Source organism: Stenotrophomonas sp. 96582_Sma, from assembly GCF_056480905.1.
This window is the reverse complement of record NZ_CM151122.1, coordinates 1917433-1942280: the sequence shown is the minus strand read 5'-3', so window position 1 is coordinate 1942280 and position 24848 is coordinate 1917433. Positions and strand designations below refer to the sequence as shown.

General features: G+C 65.9%; 21 protein-coding genes and 1 pseudogene. 7 read left to right on the top strand and 15 right to left on the bottom strand.

Going from position 1 to position 24848, the window contains the following annotated elements; genetic code table 11:
* Window positions 1-132: 132 nt before the first annotated feature.
* On the top strand, window positions 133-3252 hold the full coding sequence (locus tag ACZK2R_RS09070; protein ID WP_180836913.1) for a galactose-binding domain-containing protein: 3120 nt from the start codon (window positions 133-135) through the stop codon (window positions 3250-3252).
* A 59-nt stretch (window positions 3253-3311) separates the two neighbouring features.
* On the opposite strand, the gene ACZK2R_RS09065 is transcribed toward ACZK2R_RS09070, so the two are convergent.
* The 9 genes and pseudogenes from ACZK2R_RS09065 to ACZK2R_RS09025 all read right to left on the bottom strand — a co-directional run bounded on the left by ACZK2R_RS09065 (window position 3312) and on the right by ACZK2R_RS09025 (window position 13937).
* Window positions 3312-4286, bottom strand: a complete 975-nt coding sequence (locus tag ACZK2R_RS09065; protein ID WP_180836911.1) for an ABC transporter substrate-binding protein — start codon at window positions 4284-4286, stop codon at window positions 3312-3314.
* A 16-nt stretch (window positions 4287-4302) separates the two neighbouring features.
* On the bottom strand, window positions 4303-6048 hold the full coding sequence (locus ACZK2R_RS09060) for an amino acid ABC transporter permease/ATP-binding protein (protein ID WP_180836909.1): 1746 nt from the start codon (window positions 6046-6048) through the stop codon (window positions 4303-4305).
* Window positions 6045-6596: a GNAT family N-acetyltransferase gene (locus ACZK2R_RS09055; protein WP_125892936.1), complete on the bottom strand. Its 552-nt coding sequence runs from the start codon at window positions 6594-6596 to the stop codon at window positions 6045-6047. The genes ACZK2R_RS09060 and ACZK2R_RS09055 overlap by 4 nt, the downstream gene beginning before the upstream one ends.
* Window positions 6593-7813, bottom strand: coding sequence for a M20 aminoacylase family protein (locus ACZK2R_RS09050; protein ID WP_180836907.1), 1221 nt, complete (start codon window positions 7811-7813; stop codon window positions 6593-6595). The genes ACZK2R_RS09055 and ACZK2R_RS09050 overlap by 4 nt, the downstream gene beginning before the upstream one ends.
* A 4-nt stretch (window positions 7814-7817) precedes the next feature.
* Entirely contained in the window at window positions 7818-9161 is a 1344-nt protein-coding gene (locus tag ACZK2R_RS09045; protein ID WP_180836905.1) for an LLM class flavin-dependent oxidoreductase, read from the bottom strand.
* A gap of 18 nt (window positions 9162-9179) precedes the next feature.
* Window positions 9180-10157, bottom strand: coding sequence for an MsnO8 family LLM class oxidoreductase (locus tag ACZK2R_RS09040; protein ID WP_006362431.1), 978 nt, complete (start codon window positions 10155-10157; stop codon window positions 9180-9182).
* 14 nt (window positions 10158-10171) lie between these two features.
* Window positions 10172-10548 (bottom strand): annotated as a pseudogene (locus ACZK2R_RS09035) (DUF3088 family protein).
* Window positions 10549-10690: 142 nt separating this feature from the next.
* Window positions 10691-11278 carry an FMN reductase gene (msuE, locus tag ACZK2R_RS09030; protein ID WP_180836903.1) on the bottom strand — a complete coding sequence of 196 codons (588 nt, stop codon included), beginning with the start codon at window positions 11276-11278 and terminating at the stop codon, window positions 10691-10693.
* An 82-nt stretch (window positions 11279-11360) separates the two neighbouring features.
* A complete protein-coding gene (locus ACZK2R_RS09025) occupies window positions 11361-13937 on the bottom strand; it encodes a TonB-dependent receptor plug domain-containing protein (protein WP_180836901.1) in 2577 nt (858 codons plus the stop codon).
* A 312-nt stretch (window positions 13938-14249) separates the two neighbouring features.
* On the opposite strand from ACZK2R_RS09025, the gene ACZK2R_RS09020 reads away from it, so the two are divergent.
* Window positions 14250-15251, top strand: a complete 1002-nt coding sequence (locus tag ACZK2R_RS09020) for a helix-turn-helix domain-containing protein (protein ID WP_180836899.1) — start codon at window positions 14250-14252, stop codon at window positions 15249-15251.
* Between the two features lie 65 nt (window positions 15252-15316).
* On the opposite strand, the gene ACZK2R_RS09015 is transcribed toward ACZK2R_RS09020, so the two are convergent.
* Window positions 15317-16261, bottom strand: a complete 945-nt coding sequence (locus ACZK2R_RS09015; protein WP_343205070.1) for an AraC family transcriptional regulator — start codon at window positions 16259-16261, stop codon at window positions 15317-15319.
* Window positions 16262-16363: 102 nt separating this feature from the next.
* Between ACZK2R_RS09015 and ACZK2R_RS09010 the strand changes: the two genes are divergently transcribed.
* On the top strand, window positions 16364-17203 hold the full coding sequence (locus ACZK2R_RS09010; protein ID WP_180836897.1) for an oxidoreductase: 840 nt from the start codon (window positions 16364-16366) through the stop codon (window positions 17201-17203).
* Window positions 17204-17251: 48 nt separating this feature from the next.
* On the opposite strand, the gene ACZK2R_RS09005 is transcribed toward ACZK2R_RS09010, so the two are convergent.
* Window positions 17252-19021, bottom strand: coding sequence for an oleate hydratase (locus tag ACZK2R_RS09005; protein ID WP_180836895.1), 1770 nt, complete (start codon window positions 19019-19021; stop codon window positions 17252-17254).
* Window positions 19022-19162: 141 nt separating this feature from the next.
* Entirely contained in the window at window positions 19163-19687 is a 525-nt protein-coding gene (locus ACZK2R_RS09000) for a GNAT family N-acetyltransferase (protein WP_180836893.1), read from the bottom strand.
* A 163-nt stretch (window positions 19688-19850) separates the two neighbouring features.
* Here ACZK2R_RS09000 and ACZK2R_RS08995 point away from each other — a divergent pair, with 163 nt between their 5' ends.
* Genes ACZK2R_RS08995 through ACZK2R_RS08985 form a run of 3 tightly spaced genes read left to right on the top strand, consistent with a single transcriptional unit; the run spans window position 19851 to window position 21110 of the window.
* Window positions 19851-20306, top strand: a complete 456-nt coding sequence (locus ACZK2R_RS08995) for an SRPBCC family protein (RefSeq protein ID WP_049399066.1) — start codon at window positions 19851-19853, stop codon at window positions 20304-20306.
* A 10-nt stretch (window positions 20307-20316) separates the two neighbouring features.
* On the top strand, window positions 20317-20649 hold the full coding sequence (locus ACZK2R_RS08990) for an ArsR/SmtB family transcription factor (protein ID WP_132809957.1): 333 nt from the start codon (window positions 20317-20319) through the stop codon (window positions 20647-20649).
* 2 nt (window positions 20650-20651) lie between these two features.
* Window positions 20652-21110: an SRPBCC family protein gene (locus tag ACZK2R_RS08985; protein WP_032129304.1), complete on the top strand. Its 459-nt coding sequence runs from the start codon at window positions 20652-20654 to the stop codon at window positions 21108-21110.
* A 72-nt stretch (window positions 21111-21182) separates the two neighbouring features.
* Here ACZK2R_RS08985 and ACZK2R_RS08980 read toward each other — a convergent pair whose 3' ends face one another.
* Window positions 21183-21965 carry a 3-hydroxybutyrate dehydrogenase gene (locus ACZK2R_RS08980; protein WP_180836891.1) on the bottom strand — a complete coding sequence of 261 codons (783 nt, stop codon included), beginning with the start codon at window positions 21963-21965 and terminating at the stop codon, window positions 21183-21185.
* 152 nt (window positions 21966-22117) lie between these two features.
* Here ACZK2R_RS08980 and ACZK2R_RS08975 point away from each other — a divergent pair, with 152 nt between their 5' ends.
* The gene (locus ACZK2R_RS08975) at window positions 22118-23536 is read left to right on the top strand and encodes a M1 aminopeptidase family protein (protein WP_180836889.1); all 1419 of its coding nucleotides are present in this window, start codon (window positions 22118-22120) and stop codon (window positions 23534-23536) included.
* A 12-nt stretch (window positions 23537-23548) separates the two neighbouring features.
* Here ACZK2R_RS08975 and ACZK2R_RS08970 read toward each other — a convergent pair whose 3' ends face one another.
* Together ACZK2R_RS08970 and ACZK2R_RS08965 are read right to left on the bottom strand one after the other, a co-directional pair.
* Complete coding sequence (locus ACZK2R_RS08970; RefSeq protein ID WP_343205442.1) at window positions 23549-24028, bottom strand: hypothetical protein; 480 nt, start codon at window positions 24026-24028, stop codon at window positions 23549-23551.
* 78 nt (window positions 24029-24106) lie between these two features.
* On the bottom strand, window positions 24107-24838 hold the full coding sequence (locus tag ACZK2R_RS08965) for a hypothetical protein (protein ID WP_180836887.1): 732 nt from the start codon (window positions 24836-24838) through the stop codon (window positions 24107-24109).
* Window positions 24839-24848: the final 10 nt, after the last annotated feature.

Sequence of the window (24848 nt, the reverse complement as noted above, 5' to 3'; positions counted from 1 at the left end):
GCCACATCCGTCAGCGCTCCCGCGATGGCAGCGCCAGCGCCCGGCGGCGCTGCAGTGCGTCATGTAACCGATTACATCCCTTGCTAGCGTAGCGCTCGCCCGATTCCGGTCGAACCTGCGAGGCTGTCCGTAATGACGTTGCGCGCCGAACGTTCCAAGGTCTTCCGCTCAGCTATCCCATGGCGATCTGCCACTGCCCTGCTGTTGGCCGCGCTGGCCTTCAGCGCACAGGCACAGACGCTGCCACCACGCAGCCAATGGCAGGCCAGCGCGTCCTCGCAGCAGGTACCGGCGATGGCGATCAGCCATCTGATCGACGGCGACCCCAAGACCGTCACCGGCGGTGCCTTCAGTCCGGGCCACTGGTTCCAGATCGATCTGGGCGCACCGACGATGCTGGCCGGCGCACGGCTTACCTGGGATGTCTCCAATCCAGAGGGCTATTCACTGCAGACCTCGCTGGACGGCACGCAGTGGCAGACCGCGTACACCATGGCCGATTCGCTGGGCGACGTGGAAACGCTGTCCTTCGCGCCACGCCAGGCGCGCTACCTGAGGTTGGCCAGCCCACAGCGCACCTCCGATTGGGGCGTGTCGATCTTCGAAATGGAGCCGCTGGACAGCACGCTCAGCGCACGCATCAGCGGTGTCCATGCAGCGCAGGCGGCGGCGCTCTGGCAAGGCGGTGGCACCGTCGCGGTTCCAGCCGGAAAAGGTGGATCCCATACGCTCGAGATCATGCTGCCTCGCACCCAGTCGACGGCCGGTCTCGCGGTCGACTGGGCCGATGGCGGGCGCGGCGCCGCCCGCTTGCAGGCGCAGGACGCACAGGGCCGATGGCAGGACCTCGCACACGATGCACAGGCGGCCAGCCATCGGCAGAGTTGGCTGGCTGCTGACACGGCACAACCTCTACGTGCATTCCGCCTGGCCGTGGACGGCGCTGCCCCGCAGATCGCGCGCCTGCGCCTGCTTGGCCCGAAAGCCGTGATGACGCCGATGAAGCGCTACCAGATTGCCGCCAGCGGTGCGCAACGTGCCTTGTTCCCCGCCTCGCTGCAGATGCAGCAGACCTACTGGACCGCCGTGGGTGTGCATGCGGGCCGGCAGAAATCGATCTTCGACGAATACGGCAATCTGGAAGCGTTCAAGGGTGCGCCGCTGGTGCAGCCGCTCTGGCGAAGCGCCGACGGGCGTGCTGCAGGTGCCGCCGGTCAGCCCGTACAGCACGCCCTGCGCGATGGCTGGAAGCCTATGCCTTCGGCCACCTGGTCGCCGCAGCCTGGGCTGGAGTTGCGCAGTGAGGTGTTCGCCATCGAGCGCGATGGCCAGCCGGTGACCTTCCTCCGCCATCGACTGCACAACACCGGCACCACGGCGATCGACGGCACGCTCAGTCTGGTCGTGCGTCCGATGCAGATGAATCCGCCGTGGCAGAACGGCGGGCTGTCGCCGATCCGCGAGGTGGCCATCGATGGAAAGGCCCTGCGCATCAATGGCCGCACGCTGCTGCATTCGCTCACGCCAGTGGCTGCGTCCGGCGTGGCGCCGTTCGGGAAGGACGGCGCAACGGAGATCACCGCGGACGTCGCTGCCGGCGAACTGCCTTCCTCGCAGCAGGCACGTGACGAGCAAGGACTGGCCGCAGCCGCATTGAGCTACCGGATCCGCCTCGCGCCCGGTGCCAGCGATGCGGTGGTCGTGGCGTTCCCACTCGGCACCGCCGCTGCCGATGCCAATGGCGTGCTGCCCGAAGCGCCTGCGCTTGACCTGGCAACGCTGCCCCGTGATGCCAATGCAGCGTTCGAGACGCTGGCCACGCAGGCGTCCGCCGATTGGCAGGCACGCCTGGGCCAGGTCGGGCTGCGCCTGCCTGATCCATCGCTGGTGGACATGCTGCGCGCGCAGGCTGCCTACATGCTGATCAACCAGACCGGCCCGGCCATGCAACCGGGGCCACGCAACTACAACCGCTCCTTCATCCGCGATGGCATGGCCACCTCGGCAGTGCTGCTGCGGATGGGCGAAGCCCGCGTCGCGCGCGACTACCTGGCCTGGTACAGCACACACGGCGTGCATGCCAACGGACTGGTTTCACCGATCCTCAACGACGATGGCAGCGTCAACACCGGCTTTGGTTCGGACATCGAGTACGACAGCCAGGGCCAGTATGTGGCACTGGTCGCCGATGTCGCCCGCCTCGATGGCGGTGCGGAGTCGGTGCGCGCGTACCTGCCGAAAGTGAAGGCGGCGCTGCGCTTCCTGCAGCAGCTGCGCGAGCGCACGCTGGTAGCGGGTTACATGGCTGACCAGCCAGCGCCGGAGCGCTTCGCGGGCATTCTTGCGCCGTCGATCAGCCACGAGGGCTACCCTTCGCCCACCCACAGCTATTGGGATGACTACTGGGGACTGAAGGGCTGGCACGACGGCGCGTGGCTGGCAGAGGCACTTGGCGACCATGAAACCGCCCGTTGGGCGCGCGAACAGTACAAGCTGCTGTACGACGCACTGCATGCCTCGATCCGGGCGACGATGGCGTGGAAGGGCATCGACTTCATTCCGTCCTCGGCGGATCTGGGCGATGGTGATCCCACCGGCGTTTCGATTGCATTGGACCCCACCGGTGCGCAGAGCGTGCTGCCGGCAGATGCGTTGCGGACCACCTTCGCCCGCTACCTGGACGACGTGCGCAAGCGCAGCCAGCCCGGTGCGCTGTATGCCTACACGCCGTACGAGATCCGCAATGTGCTGAGCTATGTGCATCTTGGCCAGCCAGACGTGGCTGACGAGCTGTTGCAGGGCCTGCTTCACGATCGGCGCCCGCTTGAATGGCAGGTGCTGGCCGAAGTAGTGCATTCACGGCTGCGCTTCCCGCGCTATCTCGGCGACATGCCGCATACCTGGATCGGTGCCGAGTACGGCCGCACCCTGTTCGGCATGCTGATGCGCGAGGACGATGATGCGTTGTCATTGCTACCGGGCACACCGCCTTCGTGGGTGGCGGGCGATGGCATGGCGGTGGAGCGTCTGCCGACCGCGTATGGCACGTTGCAGATGCAGGCGCGGCAGCGCGACGGCACACTGAACGTCACCCTAGGCGACGGGTTGCGCAGCGGGACGGCGGTGAAGGTCTGGTGGCCGGCGCGCACGATGCCGAAGACGGTGCGTGTGGATGGACGCAGCGTTTCCGGCTTCGATGCCGAGGGCGTGCGCGTGGCGAAACCGTTCAGAACGCTGGAGGCGCGTTGGTAGAGCAGCCGAGCATGGCTCGGCTCTACAAAAGCAGCGGCAGCGCCGGGCCATGCTCGGCGTCACAGCGTCGGCAACCCCGGCGGGTTGGTCTGCGACTGCGGCACCGCTTCCTCGGCCACGTTCCAGCGCGCCAATGCCTGCGCATAGGTACCGCTGCCGATCTGGGTGTTCAATGCCTGCGTCACCGCATCCGCCAGGCCACTGCCCTTGCGTGTGGTGACCGAAATCGCTGCGGCGTTCGGCCAGCCCCCCGGGAACAGGCCCACACGCCGCACCTTGCCATCGCGCGCCGAATAGGCGCCGGTGGCGTTGGGCTCGAACGAGACATCGGCGCGCCCGGTGATCACTGCCAGCCGCCCAACCACGGCGTCATCGAAGTACTGGTACTCCACCGGCTTCAAGCCAGCGGCGATGTTCTGCTGGTCCCACTGGCGCAGGATCTGGTCCTGGTTGGTGCTGGCACCGACCACCACCTTCAGCCCGGCAACGTCGGCCGGCTTTTCGATCTTCTGGATCGGCCCATCAGTGCGCGTGTAGATGCCGAGCAGATCGTAACGGTAGCTGGAGAAGTCGAACTTCTTCTTGCGCTCCTCGGTCACCGTCACGTTCGACAGCACGGCATCGTACTTGCCTGATTCCAACCCCAACGGCCAGTCCGCCCACGCCACCGGCACGATCACCAGCTTCAGGCCCAGCCCATCGGCGATCAGCCGTGCGATGTCCGGCTCGATGCCGACCACGTCCTTGCTGTCGGTACCGTAGTCGGCCAGCGGCAGCTGCCCCGGATGGGTGGCAACGGTGAACGTACCGGCTGTGACGAAGCGATACCCCGTGGGGATCAATGCCTGCGCCTTCGGATCGAACGTGCCCTTCAGGATGGCGGTGTTCGCACCCGCCAGGCTGGTTGCGGCCACGGTGCCGGCATCCGGTGCCTGACGCACGCGCGAATAGACGATGCCGGCGATGCCGATGACCAGCACGCCCACGATCAACAGGGTGCTGCGTGAGGGGCGACGCGGTGCTGCAGGGCTCATGGTCTTCCTTCCGGGTTTACAGGGTCTTGGCCAGGAAATCGGCGGTGCGTTGCTGGCGCGGACGTTCGAACAGCGCCTCGGGCGTGCCCTGCTCGATCACCCGGCCCTGGTCCATCATCACCACGTGGTCGGCCACGCGGCGGGCGAAGCTCAGTTCGTGGGTGACAATCACCAGCGTGGTGCCGGAGCTTGCCAGCTCCTCGATCACGCTGAGCACTTCGGCCACCAGCTCCGGGTCCAGTGCCGAGGTCGGTTCGTCGAACAGCAGCACCTTCGGTTGCAGGGCCAGCGCACGAGCAATCGCGATGCGCTGCTGCTGGCCGCCGGACAGCTGGCGCGGGAAGGCATCGGCCTTGTCGGCCAGGCCGACCCGTTCCAGCAGCGTGCGCGCCTGCTGCTCGGCCTGCGCGCGCGACACGCCACGCACTGCGATCGGTGCCTCGATGATGTTCTCCAGCGCAGTCAGGTGCGGGAACAGGTTGAAGCCCTGGAACACCATGCCCACCTCCGCACGACGGCGGCGGATCTCACGCTCGGGCAGCTCGTACAGGGTGTCACCATCGCGGCGGTAGCCGATCAGCTGGCCGCCGACGGTCACGTAACCGCTGTCGGCACGTTCCAGGTGGTTTATCAGCCGCAGCAACGTGGACTTGCCGGCGCCGGACGGGCCGATCAGCACCGTCACGCTGCCAGCGCGCAGGTCCAGGTTCACGTCTTCCAGCACCGGCTGGTCGCCGAACACTTTGCCCACACCGTGCAGCGATACCGATGCCCCCTCGCCCGCTTCAACCTGCGCGGCGATGCGCGGGCGATTGACCACGCGCGGTGCAGCCTCACCTGTGGCGCGCGTCGGTGACGAGACACGCGATACCGAACGCTCGCGCTGCAGCTGACCGCGCGCGAAGCGCTGCTCCACGCGCCGCTGCAGCAACGACAGCACGGTGAGGATCACCAGGTACCAGACCGTGGCCACCATCAGCAGCGGCACCACTTCCAGGTTGCGGCGGTAGATCACCTGCACCGTGTAGAACAGCTCAGGCAGCGCCAGCACGTAGACCACCGAAGTGCTCTTGGCCAGGCCGATCACATCGTTGAACGCGGCCGGCAGGATCGAGCGCATCGCCTGCGGCAGGATGATGCGGCGCACCTGGCGGCCACGCGGCAGGCCAAGCGCGGCGGCCGCCTCATACTGCCCATGGTCCACAGACAGGATGCCGCCACGGATCACCTCCGCCGAGAACGCCGCCTGGTTCAGGGTCAGGCCCAGCACCGCCGCGGTGAACACACCAATCAGCTGCGTGGTCGGGTACGAGAACAGGCTGATACCGGTGAACGGCACGCCCAGCTCGATGGTGGTGTACAGGTAGCCCAGGTTGTTCAACAGCAACAACAGCACCAGCAGTGGGATCGAACGGAACAACCAGACATAGCCCCACGACACCGCCGACAGCAGCGGTGAACCGGACACCCGGGCCAGCGCAAGCAAGGTGCCCAGCGCGAAGCCTAGACCGGTACCGAGTGCGGTCAACAGCAGCGTACGGCCCAGGCCTTCCAGCACCGGGCGTGCGAAGAACCACTCGGCGAAGGTGCCCCAGCCCCAGCGCGGATTGCCCAGCACTGATTGCAGCCCGATCAGGATCAGCGCCAGTGCCAGCACCGTGCCGAAGACCTGCAGCGGATGCCGGGCCGGCACGATCTTCAGCGCCGGTGCTGGCGCCGGCCGGGTTGCAATGCCATCCAGCGCGGTCGAAGGCGTGCTCACGCGTGGGCTCCTTGCAGCTGGGTCTGCGCAGGCGCAACGACAGGCGTCGCTGCCCGCAGGTGCTTTTCGAACGGCAGATGCGCAACCGTTTCCGGGTCGGCCTCCAGGTCGAACAGCGCGGTGTAGCCATGGCTGAGGTACAGGCCAACAGCCTCAGGCTGGCGGAAGCCGGTCGTCAGGAACACCCGCCGGTACCCTTGCCGCGCCGCCTGGTCTTCCAGCTCCTGCAGCACGCGCCGCGCGATGCCCTGGCGACGCAGCCCGGGCAACGTCCAGATGCGCTTGAACTCGGCCGTGTCCGGATCACGGTGCGGCATGAACGCGCCGCCGGAAATCGCCACCCCGTCGCGCAGCAGCAGCACGAAGGCACCGACCGGGGCCGCAAAGGCCTGCGCCGGGTAGCGCTGCAGCTCCTCGCGGGCGCTGCCACCGATGCGTCGGCGCACGTCGGCATAGCGGCTGTCGTACTCCTGTTCCAGACCATCAAACAGCGGCCGCGCCAGCGGATCATCCACCGAGGTGTAGAGGAAGCGTTCGTTGCTGCTCATGCGACGTCCTTCACCAGATAGTCTTCAGCCAGCCGCGCCCACAGGCTGGCAGCGGGCGCGATGGCGGCGTCGTTGAATACATAGCGCGGGCTGTGCAGCGGCGCGCTGTCGCCGTTGCCGACGAACACGAAACTGCCCGGCCGCGCCTGCAGCAGGAACGCGAAATCCTCACTGGCAGTGCGCGGCGCGAATTCGGGCACCACGTGTTCGCTGCCGAAGCCCTGCACGGCCACCTCACGGATGTAGGCGGTCTGCTGCGGATGGTTGATCACGCTCGGGAAGCCACGCGGGAACTCGATCTCCGCGCGCGCGCCGAACGCGGCGGCGGTCTGCTCGGCGACCTCGGTAACACGGCGCCGCAGAGTGTCACGTACCTCGGGCAGGTAGGCGCGCACGGTCAGCTTCAGCTCGACGACGTCCGGGATCACATTGGCGGCCTGCCCGCCGTGGATCGAACCGACGGTGACCACGCCCATCTGCCGTGGATCCACATTGCGCGAGACAACGCTTTGCAGCGCCGTGACGATATGCGCTGCCGCCAGGATCGGGTCGACGCTACCCTGAGGCTCGGCACCGTGACCGCCCTTGCCGATCACTTTCAGCCGCGCCCAGTCCACCGATGCCATCGCCGGACCGTCGACGAAGCCGAAGTGGCCCACCGGCACACCCGGCCAGTTGTGCAGGCCATAGATCGCATCCACCGGGAAGCGTTCGAACAGGCCGTCGGCAATCATCTTCGAGGCCCCCGAACCGGTTTCCTCGGCCGGCTGGAACACCAGCTGCAGGGTGCCGTCGATGCGGCCGTGATGGGCCAGGTAGTGCGCCGCGGACAGCAGGATGGCGGTATGCCCATCGTGGCCGCAGGCATGCATCAGCCCCTCGTTCTGGCTGGCGTACGCCAGGCCGGAGTCCTCGTGGATCGGCAGTGCATCGATGTCGGCACGCAGCCCAAGGCGACGGCTGCCCTGCCCGCGCTGCAGCGTACCGACCACGCCGGTACCGCCGAGGCCGGTGGTGACCTCATAGCCCCACTGCTGCAGCAGCTCGGCCACGCGTGCGCTGGTGCGGTGTTCCTCGAAGGCCAGCTCCGGGTGCCGATGCAGGTCATGGCGGATCGCGATGGCCGCCTCGGCGCGTGCCGCGATTTCCGGCAGCACGCCAGTCGTTGGGGAATTCCGCCGGGCATGGCCCGGTGCTGCCGCGCTTTCTCCGCTCATCGCCTTACCCTGCCTTCCGCGCCGGCTCGGCATCGGTCGCATGGCGGCTGGCCTTGTACGGCAGGCCCAGATGCGCGCGCAGGGTCTGCCCTTCCAGCTCGCGCTGGTGGTAGTCGCGCGCCTGCAGGATCGGCAGCACCTGGGTCACGAAATCGTCCAGGCCTTCGCGCTGTGCCGCGAAACCGAGGATGAAGCCGTCGCTGGCACCAGCATCAAACCAACGGATCAGCTCGTCGGCCACATGCTCCGGCGTACCGATGAAATTTGGCCGTGGGCTCACCGCTTCCAGCGCCACCTGGCGCAGGCTCAGGCCCTTCTCACGCGCATCCTGCTTGATGCGGTCGGTGGTGGAACGGAACGAATTGCTGCCGATGTCACCCAGCTCCGGGAACGGCGCGTCCGGATCGTACTGGCTGAAATCGTGATGGTCGAAGAAGCGCCCCAGGTACGCCAGCGCATCCTCCAGCGTGGCCAGTGCGGCGATTGCCTGGTACTTGGCTTCAGCCTCCTCCGCGGTGCGGCCGACGATGGGGCCGATGCCCGGGAAGATCTTCACGTCATTGCCGCTGCGGCCGTGGGCGATCGCCGAGTTCTTCACCTTCTGGGTGAACGCGCGGGTCTCCTCCAGCGATGGCGAATGGGTGAACACCGCATCGGCGTACTTGCCGGCCAGCGCGATGCCATCGTCGGACGACCCGGCCTGGAAGATCACCGGCTGCCCCTGTGGCGAACGCTGGATGTTGAGCGGCCCTTCCACCTGGAAAAAGCGGCCCTTGTGGTCGAGGCGGCGGAACTTGTCCGGCGCGAAGAACGTGCCGCTGTCGCGCTCACGCACGAATGCATCGTCGTCCCAGGAATCCCACAGCCCCTGCACCACGTCCAGGTACTCGTCGGCGATCTGGTAGCGCAACGCGTGCTCCGGATGCGGCCGACCGTAGTTGCGGCCCGAGCCTTCCAGTGGCGAGGTCACCACGTTCCAACCGGCACGACCGCCGCTGAGCAGGTCCAGCGAAGCGAACTGCCGGGCCACGGTAAACGGGTCGCTGTAGGAGGTCGACAGCGTGCCCGCCAGGCCGATCTTCTTCGTCGCCGTGGCCAGCGCCGACAGCAGCGAGATCGGCTCGAAGCGATTGAGGAAGTGCGGGATCGACTTCTCGTTGATGTACAGGCCGTCGGCCACGAAGCCGAAGGCGATGCCGTTGTCCTCGGCGGTACGCGCGATGTCGATGTAGAACTGCAGGTTGACGCTGGCATCGGCCGGATTGGACGGATGCTTCCAGGCATGCATGTGGCTGCCAGGGCCCTGCAGCATGATGCCGAACGGAATGTGGCGCGTGGTCGTGCTCATGGGAATCGCTCCTGCAGGTCAGGCCACCGCCGCGCGCGGCGCGGGCGACAGCAGTTCAAGGGATGTAAGACGCGCGTCGAGGTCGGCCACCGGCGCATCGAGAACGAACTCGCCCACGCCGAAGCGCCGGTGCAGCGCATCCAGTTCGTCACGCACGTGCTGCGCATCACCGGACAACACGCTCGGGCGTGTCTCCTCGATGCGGAAGTCAGCCACGCCCACCTGCCGCGCGTACTCGGCAGCCGCCTCGGGACTGGGCAGATTCACCGTCTGGCCGGGGCCGAGGTGCAGCTTGTAGACGCGCAGCGCGCCGATATGACGCGCTGCGGCTTCGGCAGTTGGTGCGGCGAAGGCCACCGTGGCCAGCAGCGGCGGCTGCTTTGAAACGTTGCGGTAGGCATCGAACGCGGCCTCGATATGCTTCGGGTCACCATCGAAGTGCGCGGCGTAGACGAAGCGCCAGCCCAGCTCGGCCGCCTGCTGCGCGCTCTGCGGGCTGGCCCCGAGCAGGAAGCGCTCCGGTGCCTGCTGCGGAACCGGCCGAGCCTGTGCCTCGGTGTCGGCCCCGGACAGATAGCCTTCCAGGTCACGCAGTTGCTGGTCGAAGTCGGCGAACGCCGGACGCCCGGCTGCCAGCGCGGCAGTCGAGGCCGGCAGGCCACCGGGGGCCTTGCCCACGCCCAGATCGACACGCCCCGGCGCCAGCGCCGACAGCAGGTTGAAGTTCTCCGCCACTTTGTAGGGCGCGTAGTGGCGCAGCATCACCCCACCACTGCCGATGCGGATGCGCCGGGTCTGCGCCAGCACCCACGCAGCCAGCACTTCCGGTGCGGGGCTGGCCAGCGTCGGTGCAGCGTGGTGCTCGGCAAACCAGTAGCGGTGGTAGCCCAGCTGTTCGGCGCGCTGCGCCAGCTGCAGGCTGTTGCGCAGCGCCTGCTCCGGCGAGGCACCTTCGGCCACCGGACTCTTGTCCAGCACACTGATCTGATAGCTCATGGTCACGTCCTCGCTCAGGGGTGGGCCACGGGAATGCCGAGCAAGCCGTTCAACGCGGCCAGGATCGGCTCTGCACCGGAGATGTACTGGCGGCCTGGTGCGCGCCACTGGCCAGTTCGCTGCGCACGCCCTGCGGCAACACCAGCTTGGGTAGTGACTGGTCCTGCTCACCGATCTCGGCGATCACCTCGCGGCGCGGCCGCGCGAAGCCGATGCGGCGTACATCCAGCTGCGCGTCCAGGCCATCGATGCTCGACAGCGCGCCCTCCAGCAGCAGGCTGTGCCGACAGAAGAAGCGCTGGCCGGGAATCTGGCCGTCCTCGAACTCACGGTCGAGCAGGAACAGGATGGGTTTGCTTGCTGCGTCGAAAGTCACAGGGGTCGTCCTCATCGGGGCCGGCAATGCGATGCCGCTTCGATATCGATGCTAGAGATGCCAGCAGCCGCAGCAGCGACGGCTGGCGACAATCGGCGGTCAGATCCGGCCACGCAGATGCGGCGTAGCCATAAGCAAAGCGCTGCCGGTTATGGCGTCAGGCGATACGTCGCAGCGGCGCCGCTACCGTCAGCGCCTGCGCCTGCGTGGCCAAGTGCCCGGCCGCACGCTCGGTCGCCAGTTCGATGCGCGCCTGCAGGGCCGCGCTGCTGATGTGCTCGCCTTCGAAGTCGGCGGACGTGGCATACACCCCGATCGGCAGCGTGTGCGCCTGCAGGAAACTGAACAACGGCCGCAGCTGGTGATCGATCACCAGCGCATGGCGCTCGCTGCCGCCGGTCGCTGCCAGCAGCACCGGCACATCCACCAGCACCTCCAGCCCGATGAAGTCGACCAGGTGCTTGAACAAGCCGGGATACGAGCCGCGATAGACCGGCGCTGCGACCACCAGCAGCTCCGCCGCCTCGATGGTCTGCAGTGCCTGTTCCACCGCCGGCTCCGCCTCGCCACGCGACAGCGACTGACCCAGCGAACGCGCGATCGGCGCCAGCTCCACCAGGTCCACGCTGGCGTGCACCCGCTGCTGCAGCGACGCCAGCAGATGCCGCACCAGCAACAACGTGCGCGACGTCGCCGAGCTGGTCGGTGACCCCACCAATGCAACCACCCTCAATGCAGAAGACATGAACTGCTCCCGTATGGAGCCGAGCCATGCTCGGCTGCCTTTCGCTTTTGTAGAGTCGAGCCATGCTCGACTGCTTCCCACCTCAGAACCGGTAACTGACCCGCCCGTACCAGTACGCACCCACATTGCTCAGCACATCGCCGCTGTCCCACGTGGTCTCGATGCTCGCCACATCGGTGGCACTGCGCGCGTACTCCGGCACCTTGCGGGTGCGCTTGTCGAACACGTTGTTGATGCCCAGCGCCGCACTCCAGCCCGCGCCCAGCTCCACGCCACCGGACAGGTTGGTCACCAGCACCGGCGGCTGCCTGTACTCCACGCCGTTGTTCAGGCGCTTGATCGGCCCGTAGTAGGTGAAGTCCAGATTCGAGCGCCAGCGCCCGTTCTGCCAGCCCAGCCCCGCCACCTGCGTGTAGCTGGGCGTGCGGAAGCGCAGCGCATACTCGCTGGATCTGGTCAGCAGGTTGATGTTCGGCAGGCCCTGCAGCGCCGCCGGAATGTCGCTGACCTTCTGGATCGTGGTACGGCCGACGTTGGCCGCGTAGCTCCAGCGCAGCTTGCCCCACGCCGTTTCCTGGTTCGCTTCCAGGGTCAGCTCCACACCGCGTGTGCGGGTGTTGCCCACGTTGGTGAAATAGCTGGCGTAGAACGCATCACCCGGCAGGATGCTGATGCCGGCTGAACCCAGCAGTGCGTCGATGGTGTTCTTCTGCGCCGCGCTCAGCACCGTGCCGCTGTTGTCGGTGACGCGCGCCGGATCCTGCGCGTTGTAGCCGATCTGGCTGGACTGGCCGAGCTGGCCGCGGATGTCGATCTGATAGGCATCCACCGCCAGATGGAACGCCGGGCTCGGGTCCCAGGTCACGCCCAGGCTGTAGTTGGTGGCCTTTTCCGGCTTCAGCGGTGTTGCGCCCAACGCGATCGCCGCCGGCGAAGATACCTGCGCCACCAGCGTGGTCCCGCACGGGCAACTGCCGGTGGCCTGGTAGAACTGCGCGCCCAGGCTGGGCGCATGGAAGCCGTTGCTGACCGTTGCGCGCACACCCAGTGCGTCGGTGAAGTCGAAGCGCGTGGTAAGGCGGCCGGTGGAAACGCTGCCGAAATCGGAATGGTCTTCCCAGCGCGCGGCCGCATCCAGGTACCAGCGTGAGGTGATGTTGGTGGCCGCACCCACGTACACCGCCTTGCTGTTGCGGGTCGCCTTCACCGCGTCCGCAGTGGAATAGCCGACGAAGGCCGCCGCACCGAAGCCGGTATACGACTCCCACTGCCCCGCGCCACGCTCATACTGTTCATGCTGGTATTCGGCGCCTGCGCTCACTTCCAGCGGCGAAGCGAATGCCGCCACCTCGAAGCCACGGCGCAGGTCCAGATTGGCGATGCCCTGCTGGTAGTCCAGCTTGCCGTCATAGAAATCAGTGGGCGAACCGGGATACGGCAGCGAGTAGTTCACCGAGTTGCGCGTATAGGTACGTACCGTGCTGCGGTTGCCGGTCAAGCTGGCGTCGTAGTCCCATCCCGCGATCTGGCCTTTTACCCCGGCCGTACCGGTGTACTGCTTCTCCTTGGTTTCCAGCACCGGCAGGAAGCCATCCGGAAACACGCTCAGAACGCCGGGAGCCCTGTAAGTGGTGAAGATGGTCGCCGGCAGACGGAAATTCTGGATTGCCTGCGCGGTGCGATCACTGGCCGTAGCATTGGCGTAGAACTGCGCGCTCTCGCCCAGGCCATGGCCCACGTTCACCGCGAAGGCCTTCAACGCATATGACGGCGAGCTGAGGATGGTATTGGCTTCGGCATTGCGGCTGGCCTCGGCCGGGTTCGGCGCAGCACCCGCTGGCAATCGATTGTTCGGCCGAAGCGCCACCAGATTGCCGCTGCCATCCACTGCCGGATAGCTCAGGTAGCCATCGATGTAGCGACGGGTGCGGATCGCATGATGCTGGCGGGTGGTCTCGCCGGACAGGTTGATGAAGCCATCCTCGCCCCACGGCAGGCCGACGTTGGCGCGCACGCTGGTTCGTGAACCATCGCCATCGGTGCTCTGCCCGCTCTCCACCGACACATCACCACCGTGCGCCTGCGACTTCAGGATCACGTTGACTACGCCGGTGATCGCGTCCGAGCCGTAGATGGCGGAGGCACCATCACGCAGCACTTCCACATGGTCGATGGCCGAGACCGGAATCAACGCCAGGTCCGCCCACGCATGTCCGGGGAAGCCGCCACCATTGGCCCCGCTTACATAGGCGCTGGCATTGCGGCGCTTGCCGTTGACCAGTACCAGCGTGTAGCCCGGCGACAGGTTGCGCAGCTGGTAGCCGCGGATCAGGCTCTCCTGGTCGCTCTGGTAACCGCCGATCTGGCTCAGCGACGGCAGGCTGCGCTGCAGGGCTTCCAGCAGATTGCCCTGACCGGTGGCGGCGAGGTCTTCAGCGGAAATCACATCGATGGGCGTGGAGCTGTTCTTCACCGTGCGCGTGCTGGTGCGAGAGCCGGTGACCACCACCGCATCCAGCGTGGAGGCTGCCACATTGGCAGTGGCTGCAGTGGTGGCAGGGTCTGCATCGGCTTCCGCCGCATGGCTGGGTGATGCAGCAAGGACGGCCGCGATCAGGACGGCAAGAGTGCTCAAAGCTGGGGCGTAGGCGGCAGGCATGGGGGCTCGTGGGGGTGGGCCGGAAACACGCTTCCATTCAAGGGCCTGTTCACCCACGGCGACAGGCGGGATCGCGTCACCCAACCGTCATATCCGGCCACCCACATGACCGCTGGTAATGACGTTAGGCGGCCTGCACCGGCGCACTGCTCTCTGTAGAGCCGAGCCATGCTCGGCTCAATGCCAGACGAAGCCCATTCAATTGAGCCACAAAGAGCAGCCGAGCATGGCTCGGCTCTACATGCTCCACCGGCATCACCTCATGCCCGCGCACCACTCTGCGCCACGCACCGCCACCCGTAGCATCAAGCCATGCCCAGCCCACCCGCCGATCCCACTGCGCCACTCGTCGCCATCGTCGCCTGCCACGGCCAGGGGCTGTTCGAGTTCGGCTGTGCTGTAGGCCTGTTCGCACCGATACGCCCAGAGCTGGGCGTGGCCTGGTACCGCACCCAGCTGTGCGCGGGCGAACCCGGAGCGCTGCGCATGCTCGGCAGCACCCAGGTGCAGCTGCCCTACGATCTCAGCAGCGTCGATGACGCCGACATCATCGTCATCCCCGGTTGGCGCGAACCCAGCGAACGTCCGCCGCAGGGCCTGCTCGATGCACTGATCCGCGCCCATGCACGCGGCGCACGCATCGCGTCGATCTGCTCCGGTGCGTTCGTGCTGGCCTGGGCCGGGCTGCTCGATGGCCGCGAGGCCACCACTCACTGGCGCCTCACCGAAGCGCTGGCACGCGACTTCCCACGCATCGACGTGCGCGAGGATGTGCTGTACGTGGACACCGGCAGCATCATCACCTCGGCCGGCTCGGCCACCGGCATGGACATGATGCTGCACATGGTGCGCAAGGATTACGGCGCGCGCGTGGCTAATCTGGTGGCCGAGCGATTGGTGTTGGCACCTTGGCGTGATGCCGGGCGCAGCCAGCGCGTCAGCCGGGCCATCCCCAACGGCGAGCCCACGCGGTTGGCGAAGCTGATGGAGTGGATGCGCCGTAACCTGCGCGAGCCACATTCGCTAGGCAGCCTCGCCGAGCAGGCCGCACTCAGCCAGCGCACTCTGCAACGGCAGTTCCTGGAAGCCACCGGCCTGTCGCCCATCGATTGGCTGATCCGCGAGCGCGTGGCCTTCGCGCGTGAGCTGCTGGAAACCACCGACCGGCCACTGCAGTGGATTGCCGAGCAGGCCGGCTTTGGTTCGCAGGAATCATTCCGTCGGCATTTCCGCGGGCAGGTCGAGGCCAGCCCGACCGAATACCGCAGCCAGCATCGCAGCGGTATTGGTGCGGACCGGCTGGTCGGCTGCTGAACCCCGTGGGTAGGGCCGGCCGCTGGCCGGCGTGTCGAGAAAGCCTGGGAAACCCCGGCGGCCGCTCAATGCGAAGACACGTACACCGCATCTGCAGGCCCCGGCGGAAGGGCAAAACTCCGCCGCATCCGCGCCACCTCGGCCGCCGGCGGCAACGCGAACAGGCGCTTGAACTCGCGGTTGAACTGGGACGGGCTGGCATATCCCACCGCCAACGATGCCGCTTCGGCAGTCATCCCCTGCCGCAGCATCAGCAGCCGAGCCTGGTGCAGGCGGGTCGACTTCACGTACTGCATCGGCGACGTGGCGGTGATCGCGCGGAAGTGGTCGTGGAAGGTCGCCACACTCATGCCCGCTTCGGCCGCCAGCTGGCCCACGTCCAACGCAGTGGCATACAAGGCGTGGATCGTACGCAGCACCCTGCCGATGCTGCCGAAGCGGCCGCGCATGGCCAGCGCCTCGCGCATCGCGCCGCCCTGCGCACCGGTCAGCACGCGGAAGTACACCTCACGCACCAGCGCCGGGCCCAGCACGACCGCTTCGAGCGGGTCGGCCAGCGCCTCCAGCAGGCGTAGCACCGTGGCCTGCATCGGCGCCTGCATCGGGCTGGACATCATGCTCTGTGCCGGTGCCTCCGATGTGCCCGCCTGTTCGCCCAGTTCAATCAACAGATCCGCGGCCAACTGCAGATCCAGATGCAGGTAGATCGCCAGCAGCGGCGCCTCTGCAGAAGCATCGGTTTCCATCGTGAACGGCACCGGCACCGATACCGCCAGGTAGTGCTGTGCGTCGTACTGGTAGACCTGACCGCCCAGGTAACCGCGCTTCACGCCCTGGCAGACGATCACGATGCCGGGGTCATACAACACCGGCGTGCGTGCCAGAGGCCGGTCGGAGCGCAGCAGCCGCACCCCCGGCAGCGGCGTGAGCGTATAGCCCTCCTCCACCGCCAACGCCTTCAGCAGGCCGACCATGCGTGCCTGCACCTGTCGTTGCAGGGAATCGACCACTGGCACTCCAGAGGAATAGGCAAGAATGGTCGAATCCTAGGCCTGGGGCGGGCACCGTTCAAGAACTAGCGTGCAAGCCCTGTCCACCATGAGCGCCTCCCCATGTCCCCATCCCGCCTTCTCCTCATCACCGGTGTCAGCAGCGGCTTCGGCCGCGCCCTTGCGCAGCAGGCCCTGCTGGCCGGGCATCGCGTGGTCGGCACCGTGCGCAACGAAACCACCCGCCAATCGTTTGAAACGCTGGCGCCCGGCCGCGCGCTCGGCCGCCTGCTGGACGTCACCGATGCCGACGCCATCAATGCGCTCGTCACCGAAATCGAAACCAACGTCGGCAGCATCGACGTGCTCGTCAACAACGCCGGCTACGGACACGAAGGCATCCTCGAAGAATCGACGCTGGCCGAGCTGCGGCACCAGTTCGAGGTGAACGTGTTCGGCCCGGCCGCGCTGATCAAGGCCGTGCTGCCGCACATGCGCGCGCGCCGCCGTGGCCACATCCTCAACATCACCTCCATGGGCGGCTTCATCACGATGCCCGGCATCGCCTGGTACTGCGGCAGCAAGTTCGCACTCGAAGGCATCAGCGAAGTGCTTGGCAAGGAGGTTGCGCCGTTCGGCATCCACGTCACCGCCGTCGCGCCGGGCTCCTTCCGCACCGACTGGGCAGGCCGTTCGATGGCGCGAGCACCGCGCAGCATTGAAGACTACGACGCGCTGTTCGACCCCATCCGCAGCGCGCGTGAGGCAAAGAGTGGCCACCAGCTCGGTGATCCGCTGAAGGCTGCGCAGGCCATGCTGCAGGTCATCGACAGCGACGCGCCGCCCAGCCACCTGCTGCTGGGCAGCGACGCACTGCAGCTGGTGCGGGCGAAGCTCGCATCGCTGGGCGACAGCATCGACGCCTGGGAACACCTGACCCGCACGACCGACGGCGTCGCTTGAGGCCCGTAGGCAGCCGATGGTTTCATCGGCTGCCACCATTCCACCCGCTCAGTCTTCCTGCACCAGCTTGAACTCGCGCAGGAGGCCACCGATCTGGGTCTTGTCCAGCTTGTTCATCAGCAGGTTGCGCAGGAACGCCGGGCCGGGAATATCCAGTTCCCTGCCATCGCGCAGGCGACCGGTCGCCGCCAGCAACGAGCGCACGTCATAGGTGGAATTGAACACCTCGGGCACACCGCGTTCGATACCTAACAGCGTGTACACCGCTTCCATCGGTGTGCGCACCGAATACTCGGTGGTGAAGATGCAGTCGCGCTGCTTCGATTCGGCGAACTGGCCGATGAAGGCGAAGTTCACCGCGCCCTCCGGCACCACGTCCGGGCGATCACCGGCCTGGCGTGGCATGAAGAACGCGGTGATGTACGGCATCATCACCGGCACCGTCTTCGCGCCCGTGGCAGCCAGTTCGTCGATCTCCTCCACCGGCACGCCCAGGTGATACAGCCACTCGCGGGTGATCTCTTCGCCGGTGCAGTCCTGCATCGGCTTCTTCACGTAGTCTCCAGGCGTATCCACGAACAGCGAATACACCCAGACCACGATCTGATCCTTGGGCTGGTTCTTGAAATGCGGCTGGCGGTTCACCGTCCAGCTCATCAACCAGCGCGAGTCACGCACACTGACGATGCCGCCGGTCACCACCTTGCCACTGAACGGGTCGCGCTTGGCGATCTTCTGGATGTAGGCCGGAATGCGTGCATCCAGCGTGGTCACCGTCGCCGATTCCCACTTGGTCTGCGGGATATGCGCGCCAAACACATCCGGGCGCCCGAACGCAGGATCCCTGGCGGCAATACGTCGCCACAGGTCCCAGGCCGGCGCCGCGCCTTCATTCAAACGCGCAGCCGTGCGGTGGTCGCCGTTGTCCGAGTTCTCGGTCAACGAACCGATCGTCATGAACACAAGGTCATCCGCGCTCAGATCCACGCCACCGGCTACACCGTCACGCGTCCAGTGGATGCGCGTGGCCTGCTTGCGGCCGGCCGCCAGATCGAAGTCGACGTCGGTCACCTCGGTGCCGTACTGGAACACCACGCCGTGGTCCTGCAGCCACTTCACCAGCGGCAGCACCAGCGATTCGTACTGGTTGTACTTGGTGAACTTCAGCGCCGAGAAATCCGGCAGGCCGCCGATATGGTGGATGAAGCGATGCAGGTACAGCTTCATCTCCAGCGCCGAATGCCATTCCTCGAAGGCGAACATGGTGCGCCAGTACAGCCAGAAGTTGCTGTCCAGGAAGTCGCGGCCCAGCACCTCGTCGATGCGCTTGTTCTCCATCTCCTGCCGGGTGGCCAGGAACAGCGCGATGATGTCCTTCTGCGCCTGCTCGGTCAGGGTGAACAGGCCGTCGGTGTGCGCATCCTCACCGCGATTGATCGTGGCACGCTGCAGCGAATAGTTGGGGTCGTCCTTGTTCAGCCAGTAGAACTCGTCCAGCACGCTGGCATCTTCAATCTCCAGCGACGGAATCGAGCGGAACAGATCCCACAGACACTCGAAGTGGTCTTCCATCTCGCGTCCGCCGCGGATCACGAAGCCCTTTTCAGGCACCTTCAGGCCATCCAGCGCGCCTCCGGCAATCCGCTGCTGCTCGAGAATGGTGATGCGCTCACCGGCCATGCGGCCATCGCGCACCAGGAACGCGGCGCCGGCCAGCGAGGCAAGGCCCGAACCGACCAACCAAGCCCGCTTGCCATCGACACCGGCGGGCTTGCGCGGGCGCGCGAAGGCTTCGTAGTTGCCACTGCTGTAGTACATGCGTTGCTCCTTCCTGGAGGGGGTCATCAGGAACCCGCAGTGGAATGACACAGCCATTCCATGCAGGTCATGCCCCTACTCTAGCGCCGAACCGATGTACCGTTTCCTGCACGCACGCTGCGACCGAATGACGCAGCCACGTCAGAGCTGTCGCCCCAGCAACATCCCCGGCCAGCCATCCACATTGAACGGCGCGATGCGCGCATAGCCGCAGGATTCATAGAAGCGCACCAGATCACCGTTGCCACCGCCGTAGCAGTCCACGCGCAGATGGTCGAGCCCGGCAGCGCGCGCCTGCTCATCGGCAAAGGCCATCAGGCGCCGGCCGATGCCACGCACGCGGGCATCACGCGATGCCACCAGTACCCGTACATACAGTTCCGGGCCGGTGGGCGCAGGCACATAGGGCATCGACTCGCCCAGCGCCAGGAACGCGCGCACGTCACCCTGCTCGTTCTGCGCCACCCATGCACCGGGCAGTGCGCAGGCATCAGTCACCTGGGTGATCCGGCGCGGCATCGTGGACCATGGCTCACTGCCCCATTGCTGCAGGTTGCCGATCGACACGAACCATTCGATCACCTCATCGAAAAGCGCCAGCACCGCAGGGGCATCGTCTACGTTGGCGCGGCGGATGTTCAAGATTTCCTTTCCTGCTTCAGTCATGTGCGCATTCCTTTCAACGCTTCAATCAATTGCGACGAGGATGCCGGCCAGCGGCCGGCACTACCAGGGCTGGAAGTCCGTGAGCCGGATTTGACATGCAGGCATTTACCTGCCTATAGTCCACCCAAGGACGGCACCTGTCCGCCCAAGCGAGGAACCTGCAATGGTCGATATCGCACACAGGGTCGGCATCAAGGCCCCTGCAAGCCAGGTGTACCAGGCTCTGGCCACCCCCGAAGGCGTCGCCGCCTGGTGGGCTGAAGACACCCATGGCGACCGCGTGGCCGGCGGGACGGTCAAGGTGCGCTTCACGAACAACGGCCAGGAAATCGGTGCCATGGAAATGAAACTTGAGCAGCTTGTTCCAGGCGAGCTCGTGCTTTGGCGGTTCCTCGCCGGCCCCGCCGAATGGATCGGCACCCACGCACGCTTCCTGCTGAAACAGGAAGGTGACTACTGCATCGTGCTGTTCACTCATGAAGGCTGGAAAGAGCGCGTCGAGTTCACCTCCCACTGCAGCACCAAGTGGGCGGTGTTCCTGATGAGCCTGAAGGCGCTGCTGGAAACCGGCAAGGGCCAGCCCAACCCACACGACGTCAGGATCGATAACTGGAATTGAAGACATTCCCATGGCGGTAGACAACGCGCGCAACACAGACAAGGTCTTCAAGGCACTGGCCGACCCCACGCGCAGGACGCTGCTGGACCTGCTCTGCGAAGACAACGGGCAGACGCTCGGCCAGCTGTGCGAGCACCTGGACATGGCCCGGCAATCGGTCACCCAGCACCTGGGCCTGCTGGAAGACGCCAACCTGATCAGCACCGTGCGCCGTGGCCGCGAAAAGCTGCACTTCATCAACCCGGTGCCCCTGCACGAAGTCTACGAGCGCTGGGTACGCAAGTTCGAGCAGCAGCGCCTAGGCCTGCTGCATGACCTGAAACGAGAACTGGAAGGAGAATGACGATGTCCGCAGAGTCCACCCGCTTCATCCACGTGATCTACATCGCCTCCACGCCGCAGAAGGTGTTCGAGGCCATCACCCGCCCCGAGATCGCCAGCCGCTACTGGGGCCACGAAAACGTCTCGGACTGGAAACCCGGCTCGCGCTGGCAGCATGTACGTGCCAACGAAACGCGCTCGGTTGAACTGGTGGGCGAAGTGGTGGAAAGCACCCCACCCTCGCGGCTGGTCATCACCTGGGCCGCCGCCTCGCAGGCGGAGAACCCGGATGCCTACAGCCGCGTCACCTTCGATATCGTGCCCTACCAGGACATGGTGCGGCTGACCGTCACCCACGACGAACTGGAACCGGGCAGCGGCATGGATACCGGCATCCGCCAGGGCTGGCCGATCGTGCTGTCGAGCCTGAAGTCGTTGTTGGAGACCGGCAAGGGATTGGATGTGTTTGCCAAGCCGCAGTAAACGGCTGCGCCGGGACGACGCCGCAGGCGCCTTGGCTGCTGCGGCGTCGGCAACGCGGCCGATGCCGGTCCGCTAGCGGGCGGTCCAGCCACCATCGACCGGCAACGCCGTGCCGGTGATCTGCGCTGCGGTGTCCGAGGCCAGGAACACGACCATCTCGCCCAGCTGCTCGGGCGTCACGAACTGCAACGAAGGCTGCTTTTCGGCCAGCAATGCACGGGCAGCGGATTCCTGATCCGTGCCTTCCTTCTCCGCCAATGCGGTGATCTGCTGCTCGACCAGCGCCGTTCGCACCCAGCCCGGGCAGATGGCATTGGCGGTGATGCCGGTGCCCGCATTCTCCAGCGCGGTCACCTTGGTGAAGCCCACCACGCCATGCTTGGCCGCCACATAGGCCGACTTGTTCACCGAGCCCACCAGGCCGTGTACCGACGCGATGTTGATGATGCGACCAGCGCCCTGCTGCTTCATATGGGGCAACGCCGCCGCCGTTGCATGGAACACCGCCGACAGGTTCAGCGCCAGGATCGCGTCCCACTTCTCGACCGGGAATTCCTCGATCGACGCGGTGTGCTGGATGCCTGCGTTATTCACCAGGATGTCGATGCGCCCCATCGTCGCAACGGCGTGGGCGATCATTCCGCGCACCGCCTCGCCACGGGACAGGTCGGCACCGTCATGCGCCACGCGAACACCGAACTCGGTTTCCAGGTTGGTACGGATGCGTTCGATCTCCGCCGCATCGCCAAAGCCATTCAGCACGATATCGGCGCCTTGCCGCGCCAGCGCCGTAGCGATGCCAAGACCAATACCGCTGGTGGAGCCGGTAACCACCGCAACCTTTCCAGAGAACATGGGTGAGCGTCCAAGGGGCGTAGGTAGGCAGTGTAGCCCTCTGGATCCACCGCACGCTTGGATCAGTAGATCCACGCCATGCGTGGATGCTGCCCCTCGGCAAAGATCCACATCCCCCCTATATTCACCCCAATCCACCCATGGATGGCCCGATGAACCCCTGCAAGGCCCTGCTGCCCGCCGTTGTTGCCGCACTGCTCGTCCCTGCCATCAGCCAGGCCGCGCCGCCTGCTCAAGACGCCACACCGCTCACCACCGGCAGCGTGCGGTTGGATATAGCGACCGGCCGCGTGGAAGGCAACGTCTGCGTATCCAACCGCCCTGCCGAATCGATGGGCTCATTCGTGCTCAACGCCGGCCTGAATGTCGCCCGGGTCACCGATGGCGATGGCGCTCCGATGGACTTCGAAGGCTGGTATGCCCCCGGCGTGGATGGCGAAGCACGCGTGTACACCGTGGCAAAGCCACCCGCCACGCTCTGCGTGCAGTACGTGGGCGCCTTCCCGGTCTACGCCCGGCACGATGCCCCGACCGACTTCAAGGGCCTGATGGCCTTCAACGGCGACAGCGCCCGCTTCACCGAACAGTCCGCATGGCTGCCGCAGGCGTTCGATCCCAGGGCCCGCGTGCGCAGCAGCGAAAGCCGCTACGACCTGCAGGTGGATTGCGCCGGCTGCCGGTTCCTGTATCTCAACGGCAGCCAGGCCATCGAAGGCGCGCAGGGCCGCTTCCGCAGCGACAACGCACGACCGATCCTGCTGTTCGGCGGCAGCGGCCCGATCACCCGCACCGCGCAGGTCACGATCCTCAACGAGACGCTGCCCGCGGCCAAGGTCGATGCTCTTTCCGGCACCGTGCAGAAGATAGCCGACGTGCACAGCCGCTATATGGGCGTGCCGCTGGCCGACCGCCCCACCTTCCTGCGCATGGTCACCCTCAACCAGATCGAGCGCGACCGTGAGGGCAGCGAATGGGGCTTTGCCACCTGGCCGACCATCGCCATGAGCGGCAGCATCGGCAACGTGGCCGATTCACTGCTGACCGGGGGCGAGAAAGCCGAGCGACGCGTGCAGTACATCGCGCACGAAATGGGCCATTACTACTTCGGCACACTGAACCGCCCGCAGGGCCCCTACTTCTGGGTGCTGCTGGAATCCAGCGCGGAATTCCTGTCGATCAAGGCGCTGCGCGAGATCAGTGGCGATACCGCGGCTGATCGCTACATTGCGCGACTGCAATCGGCCATCGAAATGCAGGAGAAGCCGCTGCCGGCGTTCGATGCCATCGACGGCAACTCGGATCTGGGCGAGATGTATCGCTACGTCTATGCGCCCTTGCTGCTGCTCTCGTTGGAGAAGCAAGTGGGCGAAGCGAAGATGCAGGCCTTCATGCGCGGGCTGCTGGCCTCGCCTTCGCCGAAGAATTGGGCGGAGCTGCAGGGCATCGCGATGAAGGCTGGCATTGATGCCAAAGCCTGGGAGCATTGGCGGGCAAGCTGTGTGGCTGGCGGCAGGCCAAGCTGTAGATCCACGCCACGCGTGGATTCACTCCCTCAACGCCCGCACATCTGAATCATCCAGCACTCAGAAGAACAGACTCGCTCGCTCAACGGTCGCGAGCGGATTAGCCTTCCGCACCGCCTCCAGAAAGAGCAGAAAGTCGCGGTTGAACAGCGTCAGGTTGTTGGTAAACGTCACGCACTTTCTGCCCGATGCCTTGCTGAAGCACACCTGCCAGACATAGCGCCCGTAGATCTTGTCGGACGTTCGTGTGACTGAGGTGATCTGCGAAAGCGGAACCGCCGTAGGCACCGGCCCACGTCGCAGGTAAAAGGACTCCGCATCAAAGAAGTAGTGCTCGCGATCCTCTTTGCCATCCACCATCACCAAGGTCATGGACGTCCCGGAAATCCGGCGCGGGGGATCCAAACGCAGCCCCGTTTTTACGGAAGAGCGGGCAGTCGCTGACATTCGCCGAAGGGTGAACCAGAGGATCACCAACGGAAGCGCCGCAAGGACTATGAAGCCTACGGTCTTCAAAACAGTTTCCAGCGTGCTGGGCACACAGATCTCCAGGATGAATTTTCAGGCGATACCCAAGTAGATCCACGCCACGCGTGGATGCTCTCCCTCAAAGCCCCATCACTTCCAATGATCCGGCCCCAAAAACGGCAGGCTCAACACAAACACCGGCACCGCCACAGGGATCAACGCCGCGCCGAGCACCTTGCCAGCCGCCGAACCCACACCCGGCTTGTCCTCCCGCTCCGGCAGGATCCGCTGCGCCCGCGCACTGATCGGCTGCGCCAGCTTCCCCTTCTCCACCAGCGCAGCGGCATCCGGCAACTTCACCCGCTCGCCATCGCCCTCGAACAGCGCGCTGTAATAGCTGCCGCCCTTCTTTGAAAGATTGCAGGCCCGATCAAACGCCAGCGCATAACGGCTCCGGTCCTGCGGCAGGTAGTAGCGCGCCCGCTCATCCACATACTTCGCCTCGCGCGGCAGCACTTCAATCCGCTCCAGCTTGAACTGCGCGGCCTGTTCCGGCGTCACCTGCTCCGGCCGCAGCAGCAGCGCATAGCTGCCGTGCACCTTGGCCTTGTTGGCCGGGTCGCGCCAGTCCTCATGGAAGTACATCTGCGCGCAGGCCACCGCCTCGCGTAGCGGGCTGTCCATCAGCGCGCGGTACTCGCGGAACGGCTCGGCATTGAAACGCATCGGCTCTTCAAAGCGCGGCAGCAGATACAACTGGCCGTCGTCGGCCACGAACGCACCCGTGATCTCGCGGCTTGAGGCGTGCTCCTCCGGGCCACTGGCACAGCCAGACAACAGGCCAAGGCACAGGGCGGAGAGAATGAAGAAGGACGTTCGCATGTCGTGTTCG